Origin of the sequence: Maricaulis virginensis (genome assembly GCF_027922185.1) — a bacterium.
In the GTDB taxonomy this organism is placed as follows: Bacteria; Pseudomonadota; Alphaproteobacteria; order Caulobacterales; family Maricaulaceae; genus Maricaulis; species Maricaulis virginensis.
Genome location: NZ_BSFE01000013.1, coordinates 1 through 16,112 on the forward strand (window position 1 = coordinate 1; position 16,112 = coordinate 16,112).

General features: G+C 65.8%; 17 protein-coding genes. 10 read left to right on the forward strand and 7 right to left on the reverse strand.

Going from position 1 to position 16,112, the window contains the following annotated elements; translation table 11 throughout:
• The 6 genes from PKE71_RS16070 to PKE71_RS16095 all read left to right on the forward strand — a co-directional run.
• The coding region (locus PKE71_RS16070) for a hypothetical protein (RefSeq protein ID WP_271188023.1) at positions 1–218 on the forward strand (218 nt) is incomplete at its 5' end.
• Between the two features lie 391 nt (positions 219–609).
• Positions 610–1,062: an iron-sulfur cluster assembly scaffold protein gene (locus tag PKE71_RS16075; protein WP_271188024.1), complete on the forward strand. Its 453-nt coding sequence runs from the start codon at positions 610–612 to the stop codon at positions 1,060–1,062.
• 151 nt (positions 1,063–1,213) lie between these two features.
• The gene (gene yidD, locus PKE71_RS16080) at positions 1,214–1,585 is read left to right on the forward strand and encodes a membrane protein insertion efficiency factor YidD (protein WP_271188025.1); all 372 of its coding nucleotides are present in this window, start codon (positions 1,214–1,216) and stop codon (positions 1,583–1,585) included.
• Positions 1,586–1,588: 3 nt separating this feature from the next.
• Complete coding sequence (gene thrS / locus PKE71_RS16085) at positions 1,589–3,523, forward strand: threonine--tRNA ligase (RefSeq protein WP_271188026.1); 1,935 nt, start codon at positions 1,589–1,591, stop codon at positions 3,521–3,523.
• A gap of 23 nt (positions 3,524–3,546) precedes the next feature.
• The gene (locus PKE71_RS16090; protein ID WP_271188027.1) at positions 3,547–4,770 is read left to right on the forward strand and encodes an O-antigen ligase family protein; all 1,224 of its coding nucleotides are present in this window, start codon (positions 3,547–3,549) and stop codon (positions 4,768–4,770) included.
• Positions 4,683–5,693 (forward strand): glycosyltransferase family 2 protein, encoded by a 1,011-nt coding sequence (locus PKE71_RS16095; protein WP_271188028.1) that lies wholly within the window; start codon positions 4,683–4,685, stop codon positions 5,691–5,693. Before PKE71_RS16090 ends, PKE71_RS16095 begins: the two co-directional genes overlap by 88 nt.
• A gap of 218 nt (positions 5,694–5,911) precedes the next feature.
• Here the strand turns inward: PKE71_RS16095 and PKE71_RS16100 are convergent, their stop codons facing one another.
• Positions 5,912–6,820, reverse strand: coding sequence for a hydroxymethylglutaryl-CoA lyase (locus PKE71_RS16100; RefSeq protein WP_271188029.1), 909 nt, complete (start codon positions 6,818–6,820; stop codon positions 5,912–5,914).
• Entirely contained in the window at positions 6,817–8,631 is a 1,815-nt protein-coding gene (locus PKE71_RS16105) for an ArnT family glycosyltransferase (protein WP_271188030.1), read from the reverse strand. The genes PKE71_RS16100 and PKE71_RS16105 overlap by 4 nt, the downstream gene beginning before the upstream one ends.
• Before the next feature lie 103 nt (positions 8,632–8,734).
• Here PKE71_RS16105 and PKE71_RS16110 point away from each other — a divergent pair, with 103 nt between their 5' ends.
• Both PKE71_RS16110 and PKE71_RS16115 read left to right on the forward strand, forming a co-directional pair.
• Positions 8,735–9,481 (forward strand): glycosyltransferase family 2 protein, encoded by a 747-nt coding sequence (locus PKE71_RS16110; RefSeq protein WP_271188031.1) that lies wholly within the window; start codon positions 8,735–8,737, stop codon positions 9,479–9,481.
• Between the two features lie 138 nt (positions 9,482–9,619).
• Positions 9,620–10,033 carry a hypothetical protein gene (locus PKE71_RS16115; protein ID WP_271188032.1) on the forward strand — a complete coding sequence of 138 codons (414 nt, stop codon included), beginning with the start codon at positions 9,620–9,622 and terminating at the stop codon, positions 10,031–10,033.
• 229 nt (positions 10,034–10,262) lie between these two features.
• Here PKE71_RS16115 and PKE71_RS16120 read toward each other — a convergent pair whose 3' ends face one another.
• Positions 10,263–10,595 carry a hypothetical protein gene (locus PKE71_RS16120; protein ID WP_271188033.1) on the reverse strand — a complete coding sequence of 111 codons (333 nt, stop codon included), beginning with the start codon at positions 10,593–10,595 and terminating at the stop codon, positions 10,263–10,265.
• 160 nt (positions 10,596–10,755) lie between these two features.
• The gene (gene phaR, locus PKE71_RS16125; RefSeq protein ID WP_271188034.1) at positions 10,756–11,349 is read right to left on the reverse strand and encodes a polyhydroxyalkanoate synthesis repressor PhaR; all 594 of its coding nucleotides are present in this window, start codon (positions 11,347–11,349) and stop codon (positions 10,756–10,758) included.
• 161 nt (positions 11,350–11,510) lie between these two features.
• Here phaR and phbB point away from each other — a divergent pair, with 161 nt between their 5' ends.
• Positions 11,511–12,236: an acetoacetyl-CoA reductase gene (gene phbB / locus PKE71_RS16130; RefSeq protein ID WP_271188035.1), complete on the forward strand. Its 726-nt coding sequence runs from the start codon at positions 11,511–11,513 to the stop codon at positions 12,234–12,236.
• Positions 12,237–12,305: 69 nt separating this feature from the next.
• Entirely contained in the window at positions 12,306–13,034 is a 729-nt protein-coding gene (locus PKE71_RS16135) for a DUF4908 domain-containing protein (RefSeq protein ID WP_271188036.1), read from the forward strand.
• Here PKE71_RS16135 and PKE71_RS16140 read toward each other — a convergent pair.
• From PKE71_RS16140 to gloB, 3 genes are all read right to left on the reverse strand, one after another.
• Positions 13,031–13,474: a cupin domain-containing protein gene (locus tag PKE71_RS16140; protein ID WP_271188037.1), complete on the reverse strand. Its 444-nt coding sequence runs from the start codon at positions 13,472–13,474 to the stop codon at positions 13,031–13,033. The genes PKE71_RS16135 and PKE71_RS16140 overlap by 4 nt on opposite strands.
• The gene (locus PKE71_RS16145; RefSeq protein WP_271188038.1) at positions 13,471–15,207 is read right to left on the reverse strand and encodes a SulP family inorganic anion transporter; all 1,737 of its coding nucleotides are present in this window, start codon (positions 15,205–15,207) and stop codon (positions 13,471–13,473) included. Before PKE71_RS16145 ends, PKE71_RS16140 begins: the two co-directional genes overlap by 4 nt.
• Positions 15,208–15,328: 121 nt before the next feature.
• On the reverse strand, positions 15,329–16,099 hold the full coding sequence (gene gloB / locus PKE71_RS16150; protein ID WP_271188039.1) for a hydroxyacylglutathione hydrolase: 771 nt from the start codon (positions 16,097–16,099) through the stop codon (positions 15,329–15,331).
• Between the last annotated feature and the right edge of the window lie 13 nt (positions 16,100–16,112).

The window sequence follows — 16,112 nt, forward strand, 5'->3', positions numbered from 1 at the left end:
AGCCTGATGCTGTCACCCACCAGGCGCGGACGAGCTCCGCACGCTCCCGGGCACAAGGGACTGAGCTCATGCCTCCCATCCCGGAAACCGATGACGAGCATACGCGCATCTGGGAGGGCGGGGACAAGTTTCCGGCCCCGGCCCCACAAACCGTCATCCTGACGAAGGTCAGGACCCAGATCGCAAAGGGAGATTTTGGCCAGGCGGGCTCGGTCTGAGCGGCGGCGATGTGCGGGATAAGTGCATATTCGCGGTCACCCGGCCCTACGAACTGGGCCCTGACCGAAGCCTGCGCCCGCGAAAGCGGGTGTCAGGGTGACGGTGTTTGTGGCGGCGTTCTCACTCTGTCTTCCACCCTATACATTTTTCCCGGACGGAGGCCTGCGCAGGCAGGCTGCAGATCCGGGACCAACCGCGGGTCACTCCAAGCGATGAGCTTCCCGTAGATCCCGGCGCTGCGCCCGGCCTGCGCCGGGCTTTCAGCCGGGAAAAGCGGAGGGGTGTTCAGGGTAAGGGTGCGGCTTTGGCATCCTCTCTTCCACCGGGGAGACGGGAGCGGGGTACAACCCCATGGCAAAGCGCGCGGAAACGCACTAGATAGAGGGCGTAATGGCTGACGAACTCTACTCCAATGCCGTCCTGCGGCTGGCGGCGGATATTCCGCGCATCGGGCGTCTTGAACGTCCGCAGGCATCGGTGCGCAAGGTTTCGCGCCTGTGCGGTTCGGAAATCGAGATCGATATCGTCATGCGCGGCGAGCGTGTTGCCGACCTCGCCCTGCGGGTGAAGGCCTGTGCGCTGGGCCAGGCCTCGGCCTCGGTGCTGGCGCGCCAGGCTGTCGGTGCTTCGCTGAAAGAGCTGGAAGTCGCCCGCGACAGCCTGCTGGCCATGCTGAAACAGGGCAAGCCGGCACCGCGCGGACGCTTCGGCGAACTCGCTGTGCTGGAAGGTGCGCGCGCCTATCCCGCCCGCCACCAGTCGGTGATGCTGGTCTTCGAGGCGGTGACCGAGGCTGCCCGCCAGGCCGCGACCGCGCAGACTCCGACTTCGCTCACTGGATAGGGCTGTCCGGCCCCGCCTTGCCGGCGGGACGAGCCCGGGCAGTCCGAAAAGGCTTCCACACTTCACCCACAGGCTTTACTGCGGCCCGCGGTGCGCGCTTGATGTCCATGGTGGACAGCGCGTCCAGCGGCGTTAAAAGGCTTGAATCCATATGCGTTCGACGGAACGGAAAGAAACGCCAGACCGCCCGCTCGCCGGGGCCGTGATGATCGGCGCCTTGCGCGTCTATCAGTGGACCCTGTCGCCGGTCTTCTATGCGCTGGGCGTGCGCTGCCGCCACGAGCCGAGCTGCTCGCACTATGCGATCGGATCGGTGACGGCGCAGGGCCCCTGGCGCGGTTTCTGGCTGGCGCTGGGGCGGCTGGGACGATGCCGCCCGGGCGGCACGTTCGGTTTCGACCCGGTTCCGGAGGCGCGTACGCATGTTCCCTGGTGGCGGGTCTGGGCCTTCCGGACCCGGTCGCCGGGACCAGCGCAGGACGAGCTTTCGCCGGCGGGCCGCGCCGACAACAAGGACATGTGACCGATGATCAATGTGACGCTTCCCGACGGATCGAAACGCGAGCTTCCCGACGGCGCCACGCCCCTCGACCTGGCCGAGGGCATTTCCAAATCGCTGGCCAAGGCGGCCATCATTGCCGAGGTGGACGGCCAGGACTGGGACCTGACCCGGCCGCTGGACGGTGACGCCCGGGTCGCCATCATCACGCGCAAGGACGACAAGGCGCTCGAAGTGATCCGCCACGATGCGGCCCACATCCTCGCCCAGGCCGTGCAGGACCTGTTCCCCGGCACGCAGGTGACGATCGGCCCGGCCATCGAGGACGGGTTCTACTATGACTTTGCCCGCGACGAGCCGTTCAGCCCGGAAGATTTCGAGGCGATCGAGAAACGCATGGGCGAGATCGTCGATGCGGATCTGCCCTTCGTGCGCGAGGTCTGGGACCGCGACGCGGCGATCGCCGAATTCGAGAAGATGGGCGAGGCCTACAAGGCCGAGCTGATCCGCGATCTGCCCGAGAGCGAGACGATCACCATCTACCGCCAGGGCGACTGGTTCGACCTGTGCCGTGGCCCGCACCTGCCCTCTACGGGCAAGGTGGGCAAGGCGTTCAAGCTGATGAAGGTGGCCGGGGCCTATTGGCGCGGCGATCATCGCAACGCCATGCTGCAGCGGATCTACGGCACGGCCTGGGCTGACGAGAAACAGCTCAAGGCGCATCTGCACCGTCTGGAAGAGGCCGAGAAGCGCGATCACCGCCGGCTCGGCAAGCAGATGGAGCTCTTCCACTTCCAGGAAGAGGCGCAGGGCCAGGTGTTCTGGCATCCCAATGGCTGGCGTCTCTATCGCGCGGTGCAGGACTATATGCGCCGGCGGCTGGAAGCGGCGGGCTATGTCGAGATCCGGACGCCGCAGCTGATGGACCGCAAGTTCTGGGAAGCTTCCGGCCACTGGGACAAGTACCGGGAGAACATGTTCATCTCCTCGATCGACCAGGAAGAGAAGGTCCTGGCGGTCAAGCCGATGAACTGCCCGTGTCACGTCCAGGTGTTCAACCAGGGCCAGAAATCCTATCGCGACCTGCCGCTGCGCATGGCCGAATTCGGCTCCTGCCACCGCTATGAACCGTCCGGCTCGCTGCACGGGCTGATGCGGGTGCGCGGCTTCGTGCAGGACGATGCGCACATTTTCTGCACGGTCGACCAGATTACCGGCGAGGTGAAGGCCTTCTGCGAACTCCTGAAATCGGTCTATGCCGATTTCGGTTTCGAGGAGCCGCGGATCAAGTTCTCCGACCGTCCGGAAACGCGGGTCGGGTCCGACGAGGTCTGGGACAAGGCCGAAGCGGCGCTCAAGGAAGCTGCCGAAGCCTCGGGTCTGGAATATGAGCACAATCCTGGCGACGGCGCCTTCTACGGCCCCAAACTGGACTTTGTGGTCAAGGATGCGATCGGCCGGGAATGGCAGACGGGCACGATCCAGTGCGACTTCAACCTGCCTGAACGCCTGGATGCGACCTTTGTCGGCGATGACAGCGAGAAACATCGCCCCGTGATGCTGCACCGGGCCATTCTGGGCTCGCTGGAGCGCTTCCTGGGTGTGCTGATCGAGAACTATGCCGGCAAGCTGCCCTTCTGGCTGGCACCGCGCCAGATCGTCATCGCGACGATCACCTCCGATGCCGACAGTTATGCCGAAACGGTCAAGGCGGCGATGGTGAAGGCCGGGCTGAATGTCGAGACCGATCTGCGCAACGAGAAGATCAACTACAAGGTCCGCGAACACTCGGTCGGCAAGGTGCCGGTGATCGCCGTTGTCGGCCGCAAGGAGGCCGAGGAGGGCACGCTCGCCCTGCGCTTCCTGGGCGAAGAGGGCAACAAGCAGGAAGTCCTGCCGTTCGAAGAGGCGATCGCCCGCCTGGCGGCTGATGCCACCCCGCCGGACCTGAAACGGGACTAGCGGCGTACGGGAGGGACGCGGACGTGCGCGATGATACCAGGGCAGGCATAGCCGGCATCGCCGCGTTCGCACTCTCCTTTCTCTTCGGTGTTGCCGGATCGCTGATGATCGCGCCGGCCGTGGCGATCATGGCGCTGGTGGCCTTTCCGGTCGAGCCGTCCTTCTGGCGGCCCGGCCGGGTGCCGATCTCGCTGATCGCCGGCGGCCTCTTCCTGGTCTGGATTGCGCTGAGCTTCCTGTGGTCGCCGCATGACGATCCCGGCCAGATCTGGCGGACCTGTCTGGGCATTCCGCTCTATGCGCTGTTTGCCGTGCGCATCGGCAAGCTGGGCGGCGCCTGGCAGCGGCGTGTCGAGGCGGCAATCATGTTCCTCGTCGCCGGGCTGGGGCTTTATCTCTTTGCCGAAGCCATGCTGGATGGCAGCGCAACCCGCGGCTTCAAGGTTGCCGTGGAGGGTATGGGCAGCCTGCCCGAACGGGACCAGATGATCCATGTGAACCGCAATCTGGGGCATGCGGCCGTGCCGTTGCTCCTGCTGTCGGTTCCCGCGGCGCTGATCGCCTGGCGCGAGGGCGGACCGCTGATCGGCGCGATCTTTGTCGGCCTGGCCGCTGTTGCGGCCTTTGCCTTCGATACCGAGGTCAACACGGTCGCCTTCGTGCTGGCCGGGATCGCGGCCGTTCTGACCGTATTCTGGCCGCGTACGCTGCTGGCCATCGTGTTCGGGACAGTGGCGGGCATGCTGATCGTGATGCCATTGGCCCTGCCGGATGTGATCGCGCACATACCGCAGGGCCTGCGCGACGCCATGCCGCTGTCCTGGGTCTGGCGGCTGGAGATTTGGTCCTACGCGGGTGAACTGATCCGGGAAAAGCCCTGGACGGGGTACGGGCTGGATGCCTCGCGGCCGCTCAACGCCGAGATGGAACTGGCCGGTTACACAATCGAACGCTTGCCGTTGCATCCGCACAATGCGACTTTGCACATCTGGCTTGAAACAGGCGCTGTCGGAGCTGTGCTCCTGGCGTCCTGTCTGGTTGCCATGGGGGGAAGAATTGCAGGTGCTCCGCAACTTTCACGGCTGCAGGCCGTTGGAGTGGTCTGGATACTTGTGGTTTATGTATCCCTTATCGTGTTCTCCTACGGGGTCTGGCAGGAATGGCACCAAGGGACAGTAGCGTTGGCGGCGACGTCGGTCTTCTTCCTCGGAGCGAAGCAGCCCCGGGGGCGGGTGCCGCGCGTCTGAGCGTCGTTACTGTCTCCTGGCAGACCGGCCCGCGCCTGCTCGAGGCGGTTGCCGCGATCCTGGCGGCCCCCGGTGTCGACGAATTCGTGCTCGTCAATCACGGCAATCCGCCCGACATGATCCGGCGTCTGCGCGAAATGGCGGCGGGCAGCGACAAGCTCGTCCTGGTGGAAACCGGCGCCAATCTCGGTTTTGGCAAAGGGTGCAATATCGGCGCCCGGCGTGCCTCCGGCGACTGGGTGGTGTTCCTCAATCCCGACGCCGTCCTGCGTCCCGGATCCATGCGGCGGATGAAGGCCTCGGCGGCAGAACTGGGATCGGGCATGTGGGTGCTGGGCGCGCGCATCACCAATGAGAACGGCACCGAACAGCGCGGCGGCCGCCGCGGCGAGCTGACACCGGTCTCCGCCATGGTCAGCTTCCTCGGGCTGGAGCGGTTTCTGCCGGGCGCCCGCAATCTGCATTTCGAAAACCAGCCGCTGGCCGACGGTGTGATGGATGTACCGGTCGTCTCCGGCGCCGCGATGATGGTGCCGCGTCAGGCCTTTCTCGATCATGGCGGGTTCGACGAGCGCTATTTCCTGCATGTCGAGGACATCGATCTGTGCCGCCAGGTGCGCGCCGCGGGCGGACGGGTGTATTTCGAACCGCGGGCGGAAATCCTGCACTACGGCGGCACCAGCCGCACCTCGCCCTTTTTCGTGGAGACCCACAAGGCGCTGGGTTTCATCAAGTATTTCTGGAAACACTACCCGGGGCCGCTGCAGCGGCTCGCCACGATGGCGATGATCGGGCCGATCTTCGCGGCGATCTGGGGCCGGGTGACCCTGCTGCGCCTGAAGGCGCAGGTGCAGAATTTCATCCACCGCCAGCGTGTGGCGCTCCGCCTGCGCCGCATCCGGCGTGCCAGCGGCAGCCGCTAGGCCGTCTGCCGGGCAGATCACAAACACGCAACTGCGTCAGACGCCATCCTTCCCCTTGATGGGGAAGGGGGACCGCGCCGAAGGCGTGGTGGATGGGGTGAGGGCGGGGTGTTCGCGGCTTTGCACTAAAAAGGCCAACACCGGGATTCACCCCTTCCGACCCGAAGCTTTGCTTTGGCCCACCTTCCCCATCAAGGGGAAGGATGGTGTCGCAATGGTCAGCGGGCGGGAGCGGGAAATGCACCAGCGCGTGACAGTGCCGAGTCGACCGGGTGTTTCAGCCCGTCCGTCTCCAGCCATTTTGCCGTTTCGATGAGTTTGCCAAGGTCGAGCCCGGTGTCGAAACCGCCGCGCTCGAGCATGTAGACCACATCCTCTGTCGCCACATTACCGGTCGCAGCCGGGGCGAAGGGGCAGCCGCCAATCCCGCCGACCGAGGCGTCGATCACGTCTACGCCGGCCTCGACGGCGGCGTAGATATTGGCCATCGCCGTATTGCGCGTGTTGTGGAAGTGCATGCGCAGGCGCATGTCACCGCTCTGCGCGCGCACCAGATCCAGCGTCTTGCGGACCTTCCACGGATCGGCGACGCCGATCGTGTCGCCCATCGCGAACTCGACCGCACCGGCGGCGCGGGCCCGGCCGGCCAGCTGGGCGACGACCGCAGGATCGACCTCGCCGTCAAACGGATCGCCGAAGGCCACGGACACGGTCACCGAGACGGGCACGCCCTCGTCATGGGCGAGGATGGCGATGCGGTCGAACAGGTCGGCGGTCTCATCCGGGGTGGCGTTCTGGTTTTTCAGGCCGAAGCCCGGCGAGGCGACCATGACATAGTTCACCTCGTCGCAGCCGGCCTCCAGTGCGCGCCGCATGCCGCGTTCGTTAAGCGCAAGGCCGATATATTTCACCCCGTCCTGGCGCGGCACACGCTGCATCACATCATCGCTGTCGGCCATGGCCGGAACGAGTTTGGGATGGACAAAGCTGGCCGCCTCCATGCGCCGGACGCCCGCCGCGATCAGGCGTTCGACGAACTCGATCTTGGTGTCGGTCGACATCATCGCCGGGTCGTTCTGCAGCCCGTCGCGCGGGCCGACTTCAACGATTTCGATCTTGCGGGTCATTGAACATCAAGCTCCGGGATATGAGGCGTGTCCGGCTGGCAGCGCGTGAAGACCGCGACCAGCGTCGTGTCACTGCCTCTGGAATAATTCGTACCGGGAAGCCAAGCCCGATGGCAGTCGCCCAGCGTGTTGAGGCGGTCGAACAGGTCGTGCTCCGGCCAGGCGCTGCCGGGCCGGCTTTCACCGGCAAAAGCCGCGCGCAAATCCTCGTCACGCGACAGGTCCAGTACCAGCAATGTGGGGGCTTCGCGCGCTTCTGCAAAGACCAGCACATCCTCTGCCGATCCGAGATAGGTCTGCGTGCCCAGCGAGAAGACGAGGCTGGGTTCGGTGTAGGATGAGGCCGCAACGATGTCGTGCGGCGCGATGTGCGCGATCTCCTCTGACATCTCCCGCACGGCACGCACCCGCTCGGCCAGACGTACCGCTTCGGCGCCGGGCAGGGCTGCGCCGCGTGTCATCACGTGCCAGCCCAGTCCCGACAGCACGGCCAGAACGAGCACGACGGAGCCGGCGCGCAGCCAGCCTGCGATCAGGGTCGCAGCCGCCAGGCCGGCAAAGACTGCGGCCGCAGCGAGTACGAGTGCCGTCATCGCTGGCGAAAGCCCGGGTTCGGCGGTGCCGTCGAAGCTGGCCTGTACAAGGGCCAGCACATCCCGGCTCGTGCCATCGCCAAAGGTCATGAAAATCGCCGGAACGAAGATCGCAAAGACCAGCGCGGCCAGTCCGAACAGTGCCCAGCCGGTCCAGCGGGCCCAGTTCGCGGTTTTCGTCAGCTCGACAAACCCCCAGCCTGCGATCAGGGCCAGGGCTGGGTAGGTTGGCAGCACATAGTGCGGCAGTTTGGTGGGCATAAGTTCGAAGACGATCCAGGTCGGCAGTGCCCAGGCGATCAGAAACCGCGCCGTGCGGGCGGTATCCGCATCGATCCGTCCGCGCACGGCAGGGACCAGGCGCGTCAGGCCGGGGACGAGGAAGAGGATGGCCGGGAAGAAGGTCAGCGGCAGCAGGAGGAGATAATAGCCCGGCCAGCCGCCATGGCGTTCCTGGGCCGAGATGATCTTGGGTCCCATGTCCACACCCAGCGCCTCGCGCAGGAAATTGCCTTCGGTGGCGATCTGGATAGAGACGATCCAGGGCAGGACCATCACGACCGCCAGCACCGGCCCGGCCCAGAAGAGGAGCGGTTTCAGCCAGCGCCATTCCCGCTCCCAGATCACAAGCGTGACAGCCGTCAGTCCGGCCACCATCGGTGTCACCGGGCCCTTGATCAGCACGCCCAGGCCAAGCGCGAACCAGAAGAGGAGGGCGGTCTTGCGGCCGCCGCCGGCGCGCAGATTGGCCAGCGCTGCCAGGGCGAGCGTGGTGGCGCCGGCCAGCACGGCGTCGGTCTTGGCGATACCGCCCTCGATGCCCAGCATCACGGTCGCCGCGAAAAGCGCCGCGCCGGCAAAGGCCGCCTCGCGGCCGACCAGGCGCTGGCCGCCCCAGAAACAGGCGAGGGCTGCCAGTATGGCACCGAACATGGAGGGGATGCGATAGGCCCAGATCTCGCGCGCCTCGGCGCTCGACAGGGCAGCGACGCTGGCCGCCTGCAGCCAGTGGATACCGACGGGCTTCTTGTTGCGCTCCTCGTCCTGGAAATTGATCTCGACGAGATTGCCGCTCTCCAGCATCTGGGCGGTCGCCTGGGCAAAGCGGCTCTCGTCGCGGTCGAGCGGTGGCAGGGTGAATATCCCGGCCAGGGCCGCCGCAGCCGCTATCGCAGCAATGATGAAACAGGCGCGCAGGCCCCGGGAAAGCTCGATCATCCACCTCTCCGGTTCACGCCGGACATGAGAAAACCCTCGCGTCGCGAACCAAACCCGGTATGTAACGGGCAGACCCTGTTTCGCAAGCTCAAGCCGTCATCCCATGAGCCAGACCTCCTCCGCCCTGCCGGACATCTCCGTCGTCGTTCCGGCCTATAACGAGGCCGGCAATGTCGTGCCGCTCGCCCGCGAGATCGCCGAAGCGCTCGAGGGCCGGAATTTCGAGATCATCTTTGTTGACGACCATTCCTCCGACGCGACCCGCGAGGAGCTCGTCGCCGCGAAGGCCGAACTGCCCATGCTGCGGGTGGTGTCGCACCGCCACAATGCCGGTCAGTCGCGCTCGATCCGGACCGGCGTGATGCACGCGCGCGGTGCGGTCGTCGCAACCCTGGACGGGGACGGCCAGAACCCGCCGCAGGACCTGCCCACGGTGATCGACGCCCTGACGCGGCCCGATGCGCCAGAGGGGCTTGCCCTTGTCGGTGGCGACCGCACGGCGAACCGCCAGGACAGCACCTGGAAGAAATTCGCCTCGCGCGTCGGCAATGGCATTCGCAAGGGGCTGTTGAGCGACGATTGCAACGATACCGGATGCGGGCTGAAGGCTTTCCGGCGCCAGGCCTATCTGGAATTGCCCTTCTTCGATCACCAGCACCGTTTCATCCCGGCACTGATGAATCGCGAGGGTTATCTGTGCGAATTCCGCCCGGTTTCGCACCGCCACCGCACGATCGGTTCGTCAAAATATACGAATTTCGGCCGTCTTTTCGCCTCTTTGACAGACATTCTTGGCATGATGTGGTTAAATTCGCGGGCGCGCAGTCCGCGCGGAACCGACGAGTATTGACACCGGCGCCCGCCCGCGGCCGCCGGTCAGGGGACGAAAGGATGCGACATGTCCGGAGGCGGGGATAACGGCGTATTGCTAGGTATGACGGCGGCGAACCAGGCTCGGCGCGCCGGCGGATCCAAGGGGGGAAGTTCCATGTTCAATGTCATTCCACTGCTGATCATCCCGGTGATCGTGTATTCGGTGCTGGTGATCTTCACGGGCGGGGAGCCGTCGGCGGCAGCCGCGCTGATGGACAACACCGTCTTCCAGGTGCCGCTGGTTTCAGGCCCCTGGGGCATGAAGGTCGGCGACCTGCTGATCATTTTCTCGCTGATCATGATGTTCATCGAACTGGTGAAGTCGGCCGGCACGGGTACTGCGACGATCATCAATCACGGCCTGTCCATGGCCGTCTTCGTGATCGCCATGGCGCTCTTCCTGCTGGTCGGCCGTTTCGGCACCTCGGTCTTCTTCCTCATCACCATGATGGCGCTGATGGATACGGTGGCCGGTTTCGTGGTGACGATCGTCGCCGCCCGCCGCGACCTCGCGGTCGGCGGGGAATAGGCACAAACCCTTTCGCCCCGCGCAAGCGGGGCGGGGGCGTCTTGTCTGGACCAGGATCGCTTTCTGCGGAATTGGTCCTGCTCTGGAGTCTTGAGCGGTCGCGTGATCGAACCGGTGAACCGGTTCCCACTTCACCTGATCACGCTTCAGACCAGGAAAAACACCAGTCCGGCGCCCAGGCTGACATCCAGCCAGAAACCGACACGCCGGGCGGTTCCAAGAGACAGGCTCATGCGCGCCGCTCCCATTTCGGGGCCGGCGCGCTTGGCTGTGCGGCCTGGGCGTAGGTGCGGCGGAAACGCTCGACCTCGCTGGGGTCGGCCTTGATACCCCGGCGCGGGATATCGCCACCGATAATCTGGACCATGACCTCCGCCGTGGCAGGACGCGTGCGGACAAAGGACCGTTCGGCATCGCCGTCGGTCTTCTGCCGGGTCGGGACGGTGACAAGGGCACGGTCCTGCCGGGGCGGATGGTCACTGGAACCGCGTGCACGACCGGCCGGCTCTACGCGCCGGCGGGTCGGGGTCGGGACAGAATATGCACTGCGGATCGTGGTCATGCCCTCTGCTTCGCAAGGCGGATGCCAACTCTTAATGAGAGGTTAACCACGATCCGGGTGCGAAAACAGGGTTTAGAGGTTGTAAATGAATACACCCGGCAGTCGCGGGACTGCCGGGTGCGTCAAATCGATACGAAAATCTTAACGGTACGGGACCGCTCTATGTCTTCTTGTCGAGGATCTGGTCGAGCTTGGCGCGCATCGCGTCGAGTTCCTCGCGCATGGCGGAAAGATCCTCGCTCTCCTTCTCCGGCGCGGCCTTGCCGGCCTCTTCCGGGGTCTCGCCCGGTTGATTGAAGGGCGAGAACATGCGCATGGCCTGGCCGAACATTTCCATGTTGCGGCGGGTCTGTTCCTCGATCATGGCCATGGAGGCCTGCGGCGAGGTCATCGCCTCGGTCATGCGTTCGCGGAATTCCTCCTGCTGCTGGGCGAAGGAATTCATCGACATCTGCAGATAGCCGGGCACGACGCTCTGCAGGCTGTCGCCATAGAAGCCGATCAGCTGGCGCAGGAAATCGACGGGCAGCAGGTTGGCGCCGCGCGACTCTTCTTCAAAAATGATCTGGGCCAGAACACCGCGCGTCAGGTCGTCGCCGCTCTTGGCATCGACCACCTGGAACTCTGTCCCCTTCTTCACCAGGTCACGCAGATAATCGAGTGTGACGTACTGGCTGGTCGAGGTGTCGTAGAGGCGCCGGTTCGCATACTTCTTGATGATGATCTCGGGCGACTTTCCGTTCGATTTGGTCACCGCTTACTCCCCTGTGGTGCGCCGTTTTTTTATCGGTCGAGCCGCAATTCGCTCGACACGAGCGCGTAGCTATTTCATCTAAGGGTGTACGCGCTTAATGTGGTCTGCTGCAAGCGCGAACGCAAATGGCCGATGAGCCATGTCGAATTTCGGGGGATGGAATGACACGCACCGCAATCGTCACCGGCGGCACTCGGGGCATCGGCGCCGCCATCAGTCTCGCACTCAAATCGGCCGGCCACACGGTCGTCGCCAACTATGCCGGCAATGAGGCGGCCGCCCGGGCCTTTGCCGAGGAAACCGGTATCAAGGTGGTGAAGTTCGATGTCGGCGATGCCGATGCCAGCGCTGCCGGCCTTGCGGAGGCCGAACAGGCAGCCGGCGCGCCGATCGACATCGTGATCAACAATGCGGGCATCACGCGCGACACCATGTTCCACAAGATGAGTGCGGAACAGTGGCGCGAGGTGATGCGGGTCAATCTGGACTCGATGTTCAATGTCACGCGTCCGGTGATCGACGGCATGCGCGAGCGCGGCTGGGGCCGGATCGTCAACATCTCCTCGATCAACGGCCAGAAGGGCCAGATGGGCCAGGTGAACTATTCCGCCGCGAAGGCCGGCGTGATCGGCTTCACCAAGGCACTGGCCCAGGAAACCGCCCGCAAGGGGATCACGGTGAACTGCGTGGCGCCGGGCTATATCAACACCGACATGGTCGCCGCCGTGCCGGAAAAAGTGCTCGAAAGCATCATCGCGGGCATTCCCGCCGGCCGGCTGGGCGAGGCCAGGGAGATCGGCGCGCTCGTCGTCTATCTGTGCAGCGAGGAGGCCGGTTTCATGACCGGCTCCACCCTCACCATCAATGGCGGCCAGTACATGGCCTGATGCGGCTCGGCGGCGGGCTGCAGTGCCTGCCGCAAATTCGCCGTCTTGCCGCTGATGATGCTGACCGGGATGATACGCTGGATAACCGCCATACTGATCGCCGCACTCGCTGCCGGCGCCGCTTCGGGAATGCAGAACCCGTTGCGCGACCGGTTGTTGCGCAATGAGCGGGCGCAGGAGAGCACCGGCTGGTACCAGCGGGCCGATACCGGCGCCTTCTTCCTGTTCGACCGGTCCGGCGAGGCCGCCCTGCTGCGCGAGCGCGATGCGCCGGACAGCGAGGTGATCGTGCTCTATCCCGACCGTGCGCCGGGGGGCGGGACCGCCTATATCACCGATACCGGACGCGAGCTGATGCGGCTCAACCCGCTGGGTGGCGCCACCTATTTCCCGGCCGATGCGCCGGATGGTGTGATCGTCGAGTTCGCCAGCCCGGCGGCCGGCCTGTCACCGATCCCGCGCTCTCCGGGTGAAGTCCGCAGCCGCGCCGAGCGTCTGGCCAGCGATCTGGCCCGCCAGCTCGATCGCAATATCTCGGTGCAGTACGCCCCGGCGCCGCGGGCCGGTCTCGGCATCCAGTTCGACACGCTCGATCTCATCGACCGTGCCGTCGGTCTCGTGCCCGGCGATCGCCGGCGTCTGCGCGATCTGACGGAAATCAGCCTGGTTCTGGGCGACCGGCCGGCGGCCTTTGTCGAAGAGAGCCGGCTCGTGATCGTGATTGCGCCGGACGCTGGCCATGCCGGACGGCCGTCCTCGGCGATGATCGCCCAGGTCCTGGCGCGGATGTCCAGCTAGAGCAAATCCTGCCCCGGCGCCCAGCCCTCGGGCGCCAGTTCAAATCCCGAAAACTCGAAACCCGGCGCCACCGTGCAGCCGACCAGGGTCCAGGCGCCGGTCGTGCGGGCGGCCTGCCAGGCCCCTTCCGGTACCACACCCTGCGGCCGCTGGCCTTCTGCGACATCCGGACCGAGCTCGATCGCGCGCGTGGTCTGTGCGTCCTCACTGATCGACAGCACAAGCGGTGCGCCGGCATACCAGTGCCAGGTCTCCACCGCATCGACCCGGTGCCAGTGCGAGCCGGGGCCCGCGGTCAGCAGGAAATAGATCGCCGTCGAGCGGGACCGGCCGTCCGGTCCGTCGGCATCCCGGAAGGTCTCGACAAACCAGCCCCCCTCAGGGTGCGGCTGCATGCCCAGCGTGTCGATAAGGGTGCGGATTTCCGGTGCGAGGCTCATGACGGTGTCCCGGTGGCGGCATTGCTCTGGCGAACGGTCGAGACGGCATCCTCGATTGATGCGGCGTAGGCGGCAAGGGGGGGCGTGACACCCTGGCGCTCCAGTGCCTCGCGCACCGTCGCATTCGTACCGGTCAGCCAGATGTCGATGGCGTGCCGCTCCGCCGCCTTGCGGGCAAAGGCGGCGATCGTGTGCGCTGCGGTCGAGTCGATGGCCGGAACGTGGGTGAAGTCCAGAATGAAGGCGCGGTGCCGGTCGGCGATGGATCCCAGCACGCTGTCGACCGTCGATGCCGCCCCGAAGAAGAACACGCCGCGGATGCGGTAGATGACGATGTCTGGATCGGTCGCGAGGCGCACATCATAATCGCCGCGCTCGACACTGTCGGCGATGTCGCGCTGGACCAGGCCGTCGTCGCGGTCGATGCCCGCCAGCTCCGACATGCGGTTGATGAACAGGATCGCACCCAGCGAGAAGCCGACGACGATACCCGCGGTCAGATCGTAGAAGACGGTCAGAAGAAAGGTCGACAGCAAGACCAGCGCATCGCCCCGGGAGGCGCGCAAGAGGCCGAAGAACTGGTGCCGCTCGGCCATGTTCCAGGCCACGACGGCCAGAATGCCGCCGAGTGCGGAGAGCGGGATGTAGCGGGCGAGCGGTGCGGCGATCAGCATGAAGGCGAGCAGGAAGGCGGCGTGCAGCATGCCGGCGACCGGGCTGCGGGCTCCGGCTCGGATATTCGTCGCCGTCCGGGCAATGGCGCCGGTCACGCACAGCCCGCCGAACAGGCCGGATCCGATGTTCGCGACCCCCTGGGCGACAAGCTCGCAATTGGACCGGTGGCGCCGGCCGGTCATGCCGTCCGCGACGACGGCGGAGAGCAGCGACTCGATCGAGCCGAGCAGGGCGAAGGCAAAGGCGCTGGGCAGCACGGCAATCGCCTTGTCCAGCGAGAAGGCGGGCAGGGCGGGTGCCGGCAGGCCGTGCGGAATGCCGCCGAAGGCGCTGCCGATGGTCTCGACGGGCAGGTCCAGCAGGGCCGCGGCAGCCGAGGCTGCGACGATGGCGACCAGCATGCCCGGCCAGCCGGGCCGCCAGGCCTTCAGGCCGGCGATAATGGCGATGGTCGCAACGGCAAGGCCGGCGGCCTGCAGGTTCAGCGTCGGCAGGGCGGCCGCCAGGGCTTCCAGCTTCGGCGCAAAGGCGCTGGGTTCCGGCCCGTCCAGCTGAAGCCCCAGGATCGGGCGTAGCTGGCTGGTGAAGATGATGACGGCAATGCCCGCCGTGAAGCCGATCGTCACCGGATAGGGGATGAATTTGATATAGGTGCCAAGCCGCAGATAGCCGGTCGCGATCAGGATCACGCCGGACATCAGCGTGGCGAGGATCAGCCCGTCCGGTCCGTGCTGCTCCAGGGTCGCGGCGACGAGCACGATGAAGGCGCCCGCGGGGCCGCCGATCTGGAAGCGGCTGCCGCCCAGTAGGGAGACCAGGAAGCCGCCGATGATCGCGGCATAGAGACCCTGTGCGGGGGAGACGCCCGACGCGATGGCGATTGCCATGGACAGCGGGAGGGCGACGATGGCAACGGTGAGCCCGGCGACCATGTCGGCGCGCAGGTGCGCCAGCCCGTAGCCCTCGCGCAGCACGGTGACGATCTTGGGTGTGAACAGGGCGGCGAAACCCGGTGCCGGCGGATGACCGGACCGGCGGTCGCTCGATGATGGATCCATGGCAGCTCATCCCGCATTGCCCGGCGGCGTGCCGATTGCGGAGGCCAACTGCCGGACAGTTTTTGTCACCCCCAAGGGCGGGGTGTGTCAACGCGACAAACTGACGACTGGGCCGGATCGGTCAGAAATTATCCTTGCGCCGGCGGATTTCCGCGAAGACGGTGGCGTCGTCGGCGGCTTCCAGGCCGAGGCGTTTGCGGATGGCCGGATCGGCGGGGCGCAGGAAGGGATTGGCGGCCAGTTCGGCGCCGATCGTGGTCGGCACGGTCGGTTCGCCGCGGGCGCGTTCGGCCTCGACAGCGGCGGCATAGGCCTGCAGGTCGCGATTGTCCGGATCGACCGACAGCGCAAAGGCGGCATTGGCCTGGGTGTATTCATGCGCGCAGTAGATGCGCGTCTCCTCGGGCCAGGCGGCCAGCCGGCTCAGACTGGTCCACATCTGCTCCGGCGAGCCTTCGAACAGGCGGCCGCAGCCCAGCGCGAACAGCGTGTCGCCGACAAAGGCGATCCGGTCATCGGCGAAGTGATAGCAGACATGGCCCAGCGTATGGCCCGGCGTGAACAGCACGCGGGCCTCGTGCCGGCCGAGTGCGACGGTGTCGCCATCGCTGACGGGTACGTCGATGTCCGGGATGCGGTGGGCGTCATAGCCGGGGGCAATAATGCGGGCGCCGGTCGCAGCGCGCACGGCGGCATTGCCGCCGGCATGGTCGAAATGATGGTGCGTGTTCCAGATCTGGGTAATGCGCCAGCCTGCTGCGTCGGCCTCGGCCAGGATGCGGTCGGCGTCCGGCGTGTCGATCGTGGCGGTCTCGCCGGTCTCCGGATCGTGCACGAGAAAGCCGTAATTGTCCGATAGGCAGGGGAATTGCCGGATAAGGAGGTCGCTCATTGTCGTTGCCGCG

What these genes read in the sequence shown, in the direction of transcription:
- gloB (WP_271188039.1), bottom strand. Translation starts at nt 16,099, where the DNA reads ATGAGCGACCTCCTTATCCGGCAATTCCCCTGCCTATCGGACAATTAC.
- PKE71_RS16115 (WP_271188032.1), top strand. Translation starts at nt 9,620, where the DNA reads ATGTTCAATGTCATTCCACTGCTGATCATCCCGGTGATCGTGTATTCG.
- PKE71_RS16120 (WP_271188033.1), bottom strand. Translation starts at nt 10,595, where the DNA reads ATGACCACGATCCGCAGTGCATATTCTGTCCCGACCCCGACCCGCCGG.
- PKE71_RS16105 (WP_271188030.1), bottom strand. Translation starts at nt 8,631, where the DNA reads ATGATCGAGCTTTCCCGGGGCCTGCGCGCCTGTTTCATCATTGCTGCG.
- PKE71_RS16095 (WP_271188028.1), top strand. Translation starts at nt 4,683, where the DNA reads ATGGCACCAAGGGACAGTAGCGTTGGCGGCGACGTCGGTCTTCTTCCT.
- phbB (WP_271188035.1), top strand. Translation starts at nt 11,511, where the DNA reads ATGACACGCACCGCAATCGTCACCGGCGGCACTCGGGGCATCGGCGCC.
- PKE71_RS16135 (WP_271188036.1), top strand. Translation starts at nt 12,306, where the DNA reads ATGATACGCTGGATAACCGCCATACTGATCGCCGCACTCGCTGCCGGC.
- PKE71_RS16110 (WP_271188031.1), top strand. Translation starts at nt 8,735, where the DNA reads ATGAGCCAGACCTCCTCCGCCCTGCCGGACATCTCCGTCGTCGTTCCG.
- PKE71_RS16100 (WP_271188029.1), bottom strand. Translation starts at nt 6,820, where the DNA reads ATGACCCGCAAGATCGAAATCGTTGAAGTCGGCCCGCGCGACGGGCTG.
- PKE71_RS16145 (WP_271188038.1), bottom strand. Translation starts at nt 15,207, where the DNA reads ATGGATCCATCATCGAGCGACCGCCGGTCCGGTCATCCGCCGGCACCG.
- PKE71_RS16140 (WP_271188037.1), bottom strand. Translation starts at nt 13,474, where the DNA reads ATGAGCCTCGCACCGGAAATCCGCACCCTTATCGACACGCTGGGCATG.
- PKE71_RS16075 (WP_271188024.1), top strand. Translation starts at nt 610, where the DNA reads ATGGCTGACGAACTCTACTCCAATGCCGTCCTGCGGCTGGCGGCGGAT.
- thrS (WP_271188026.1), top strand. Translation starts at nt 1,589, where the DNA reads ATGATCAATGTGACGCTTCCCGACGGATCGAAACGCGAGCTTCCCGAC.
- yidD (WP_271188025.1), top strand. Translation starts at nt 1,214, where the DNA reads ATGCGTTCGACGGAACGGAAAGAAACGCCAGACCGCCCGCTCGCCGGG.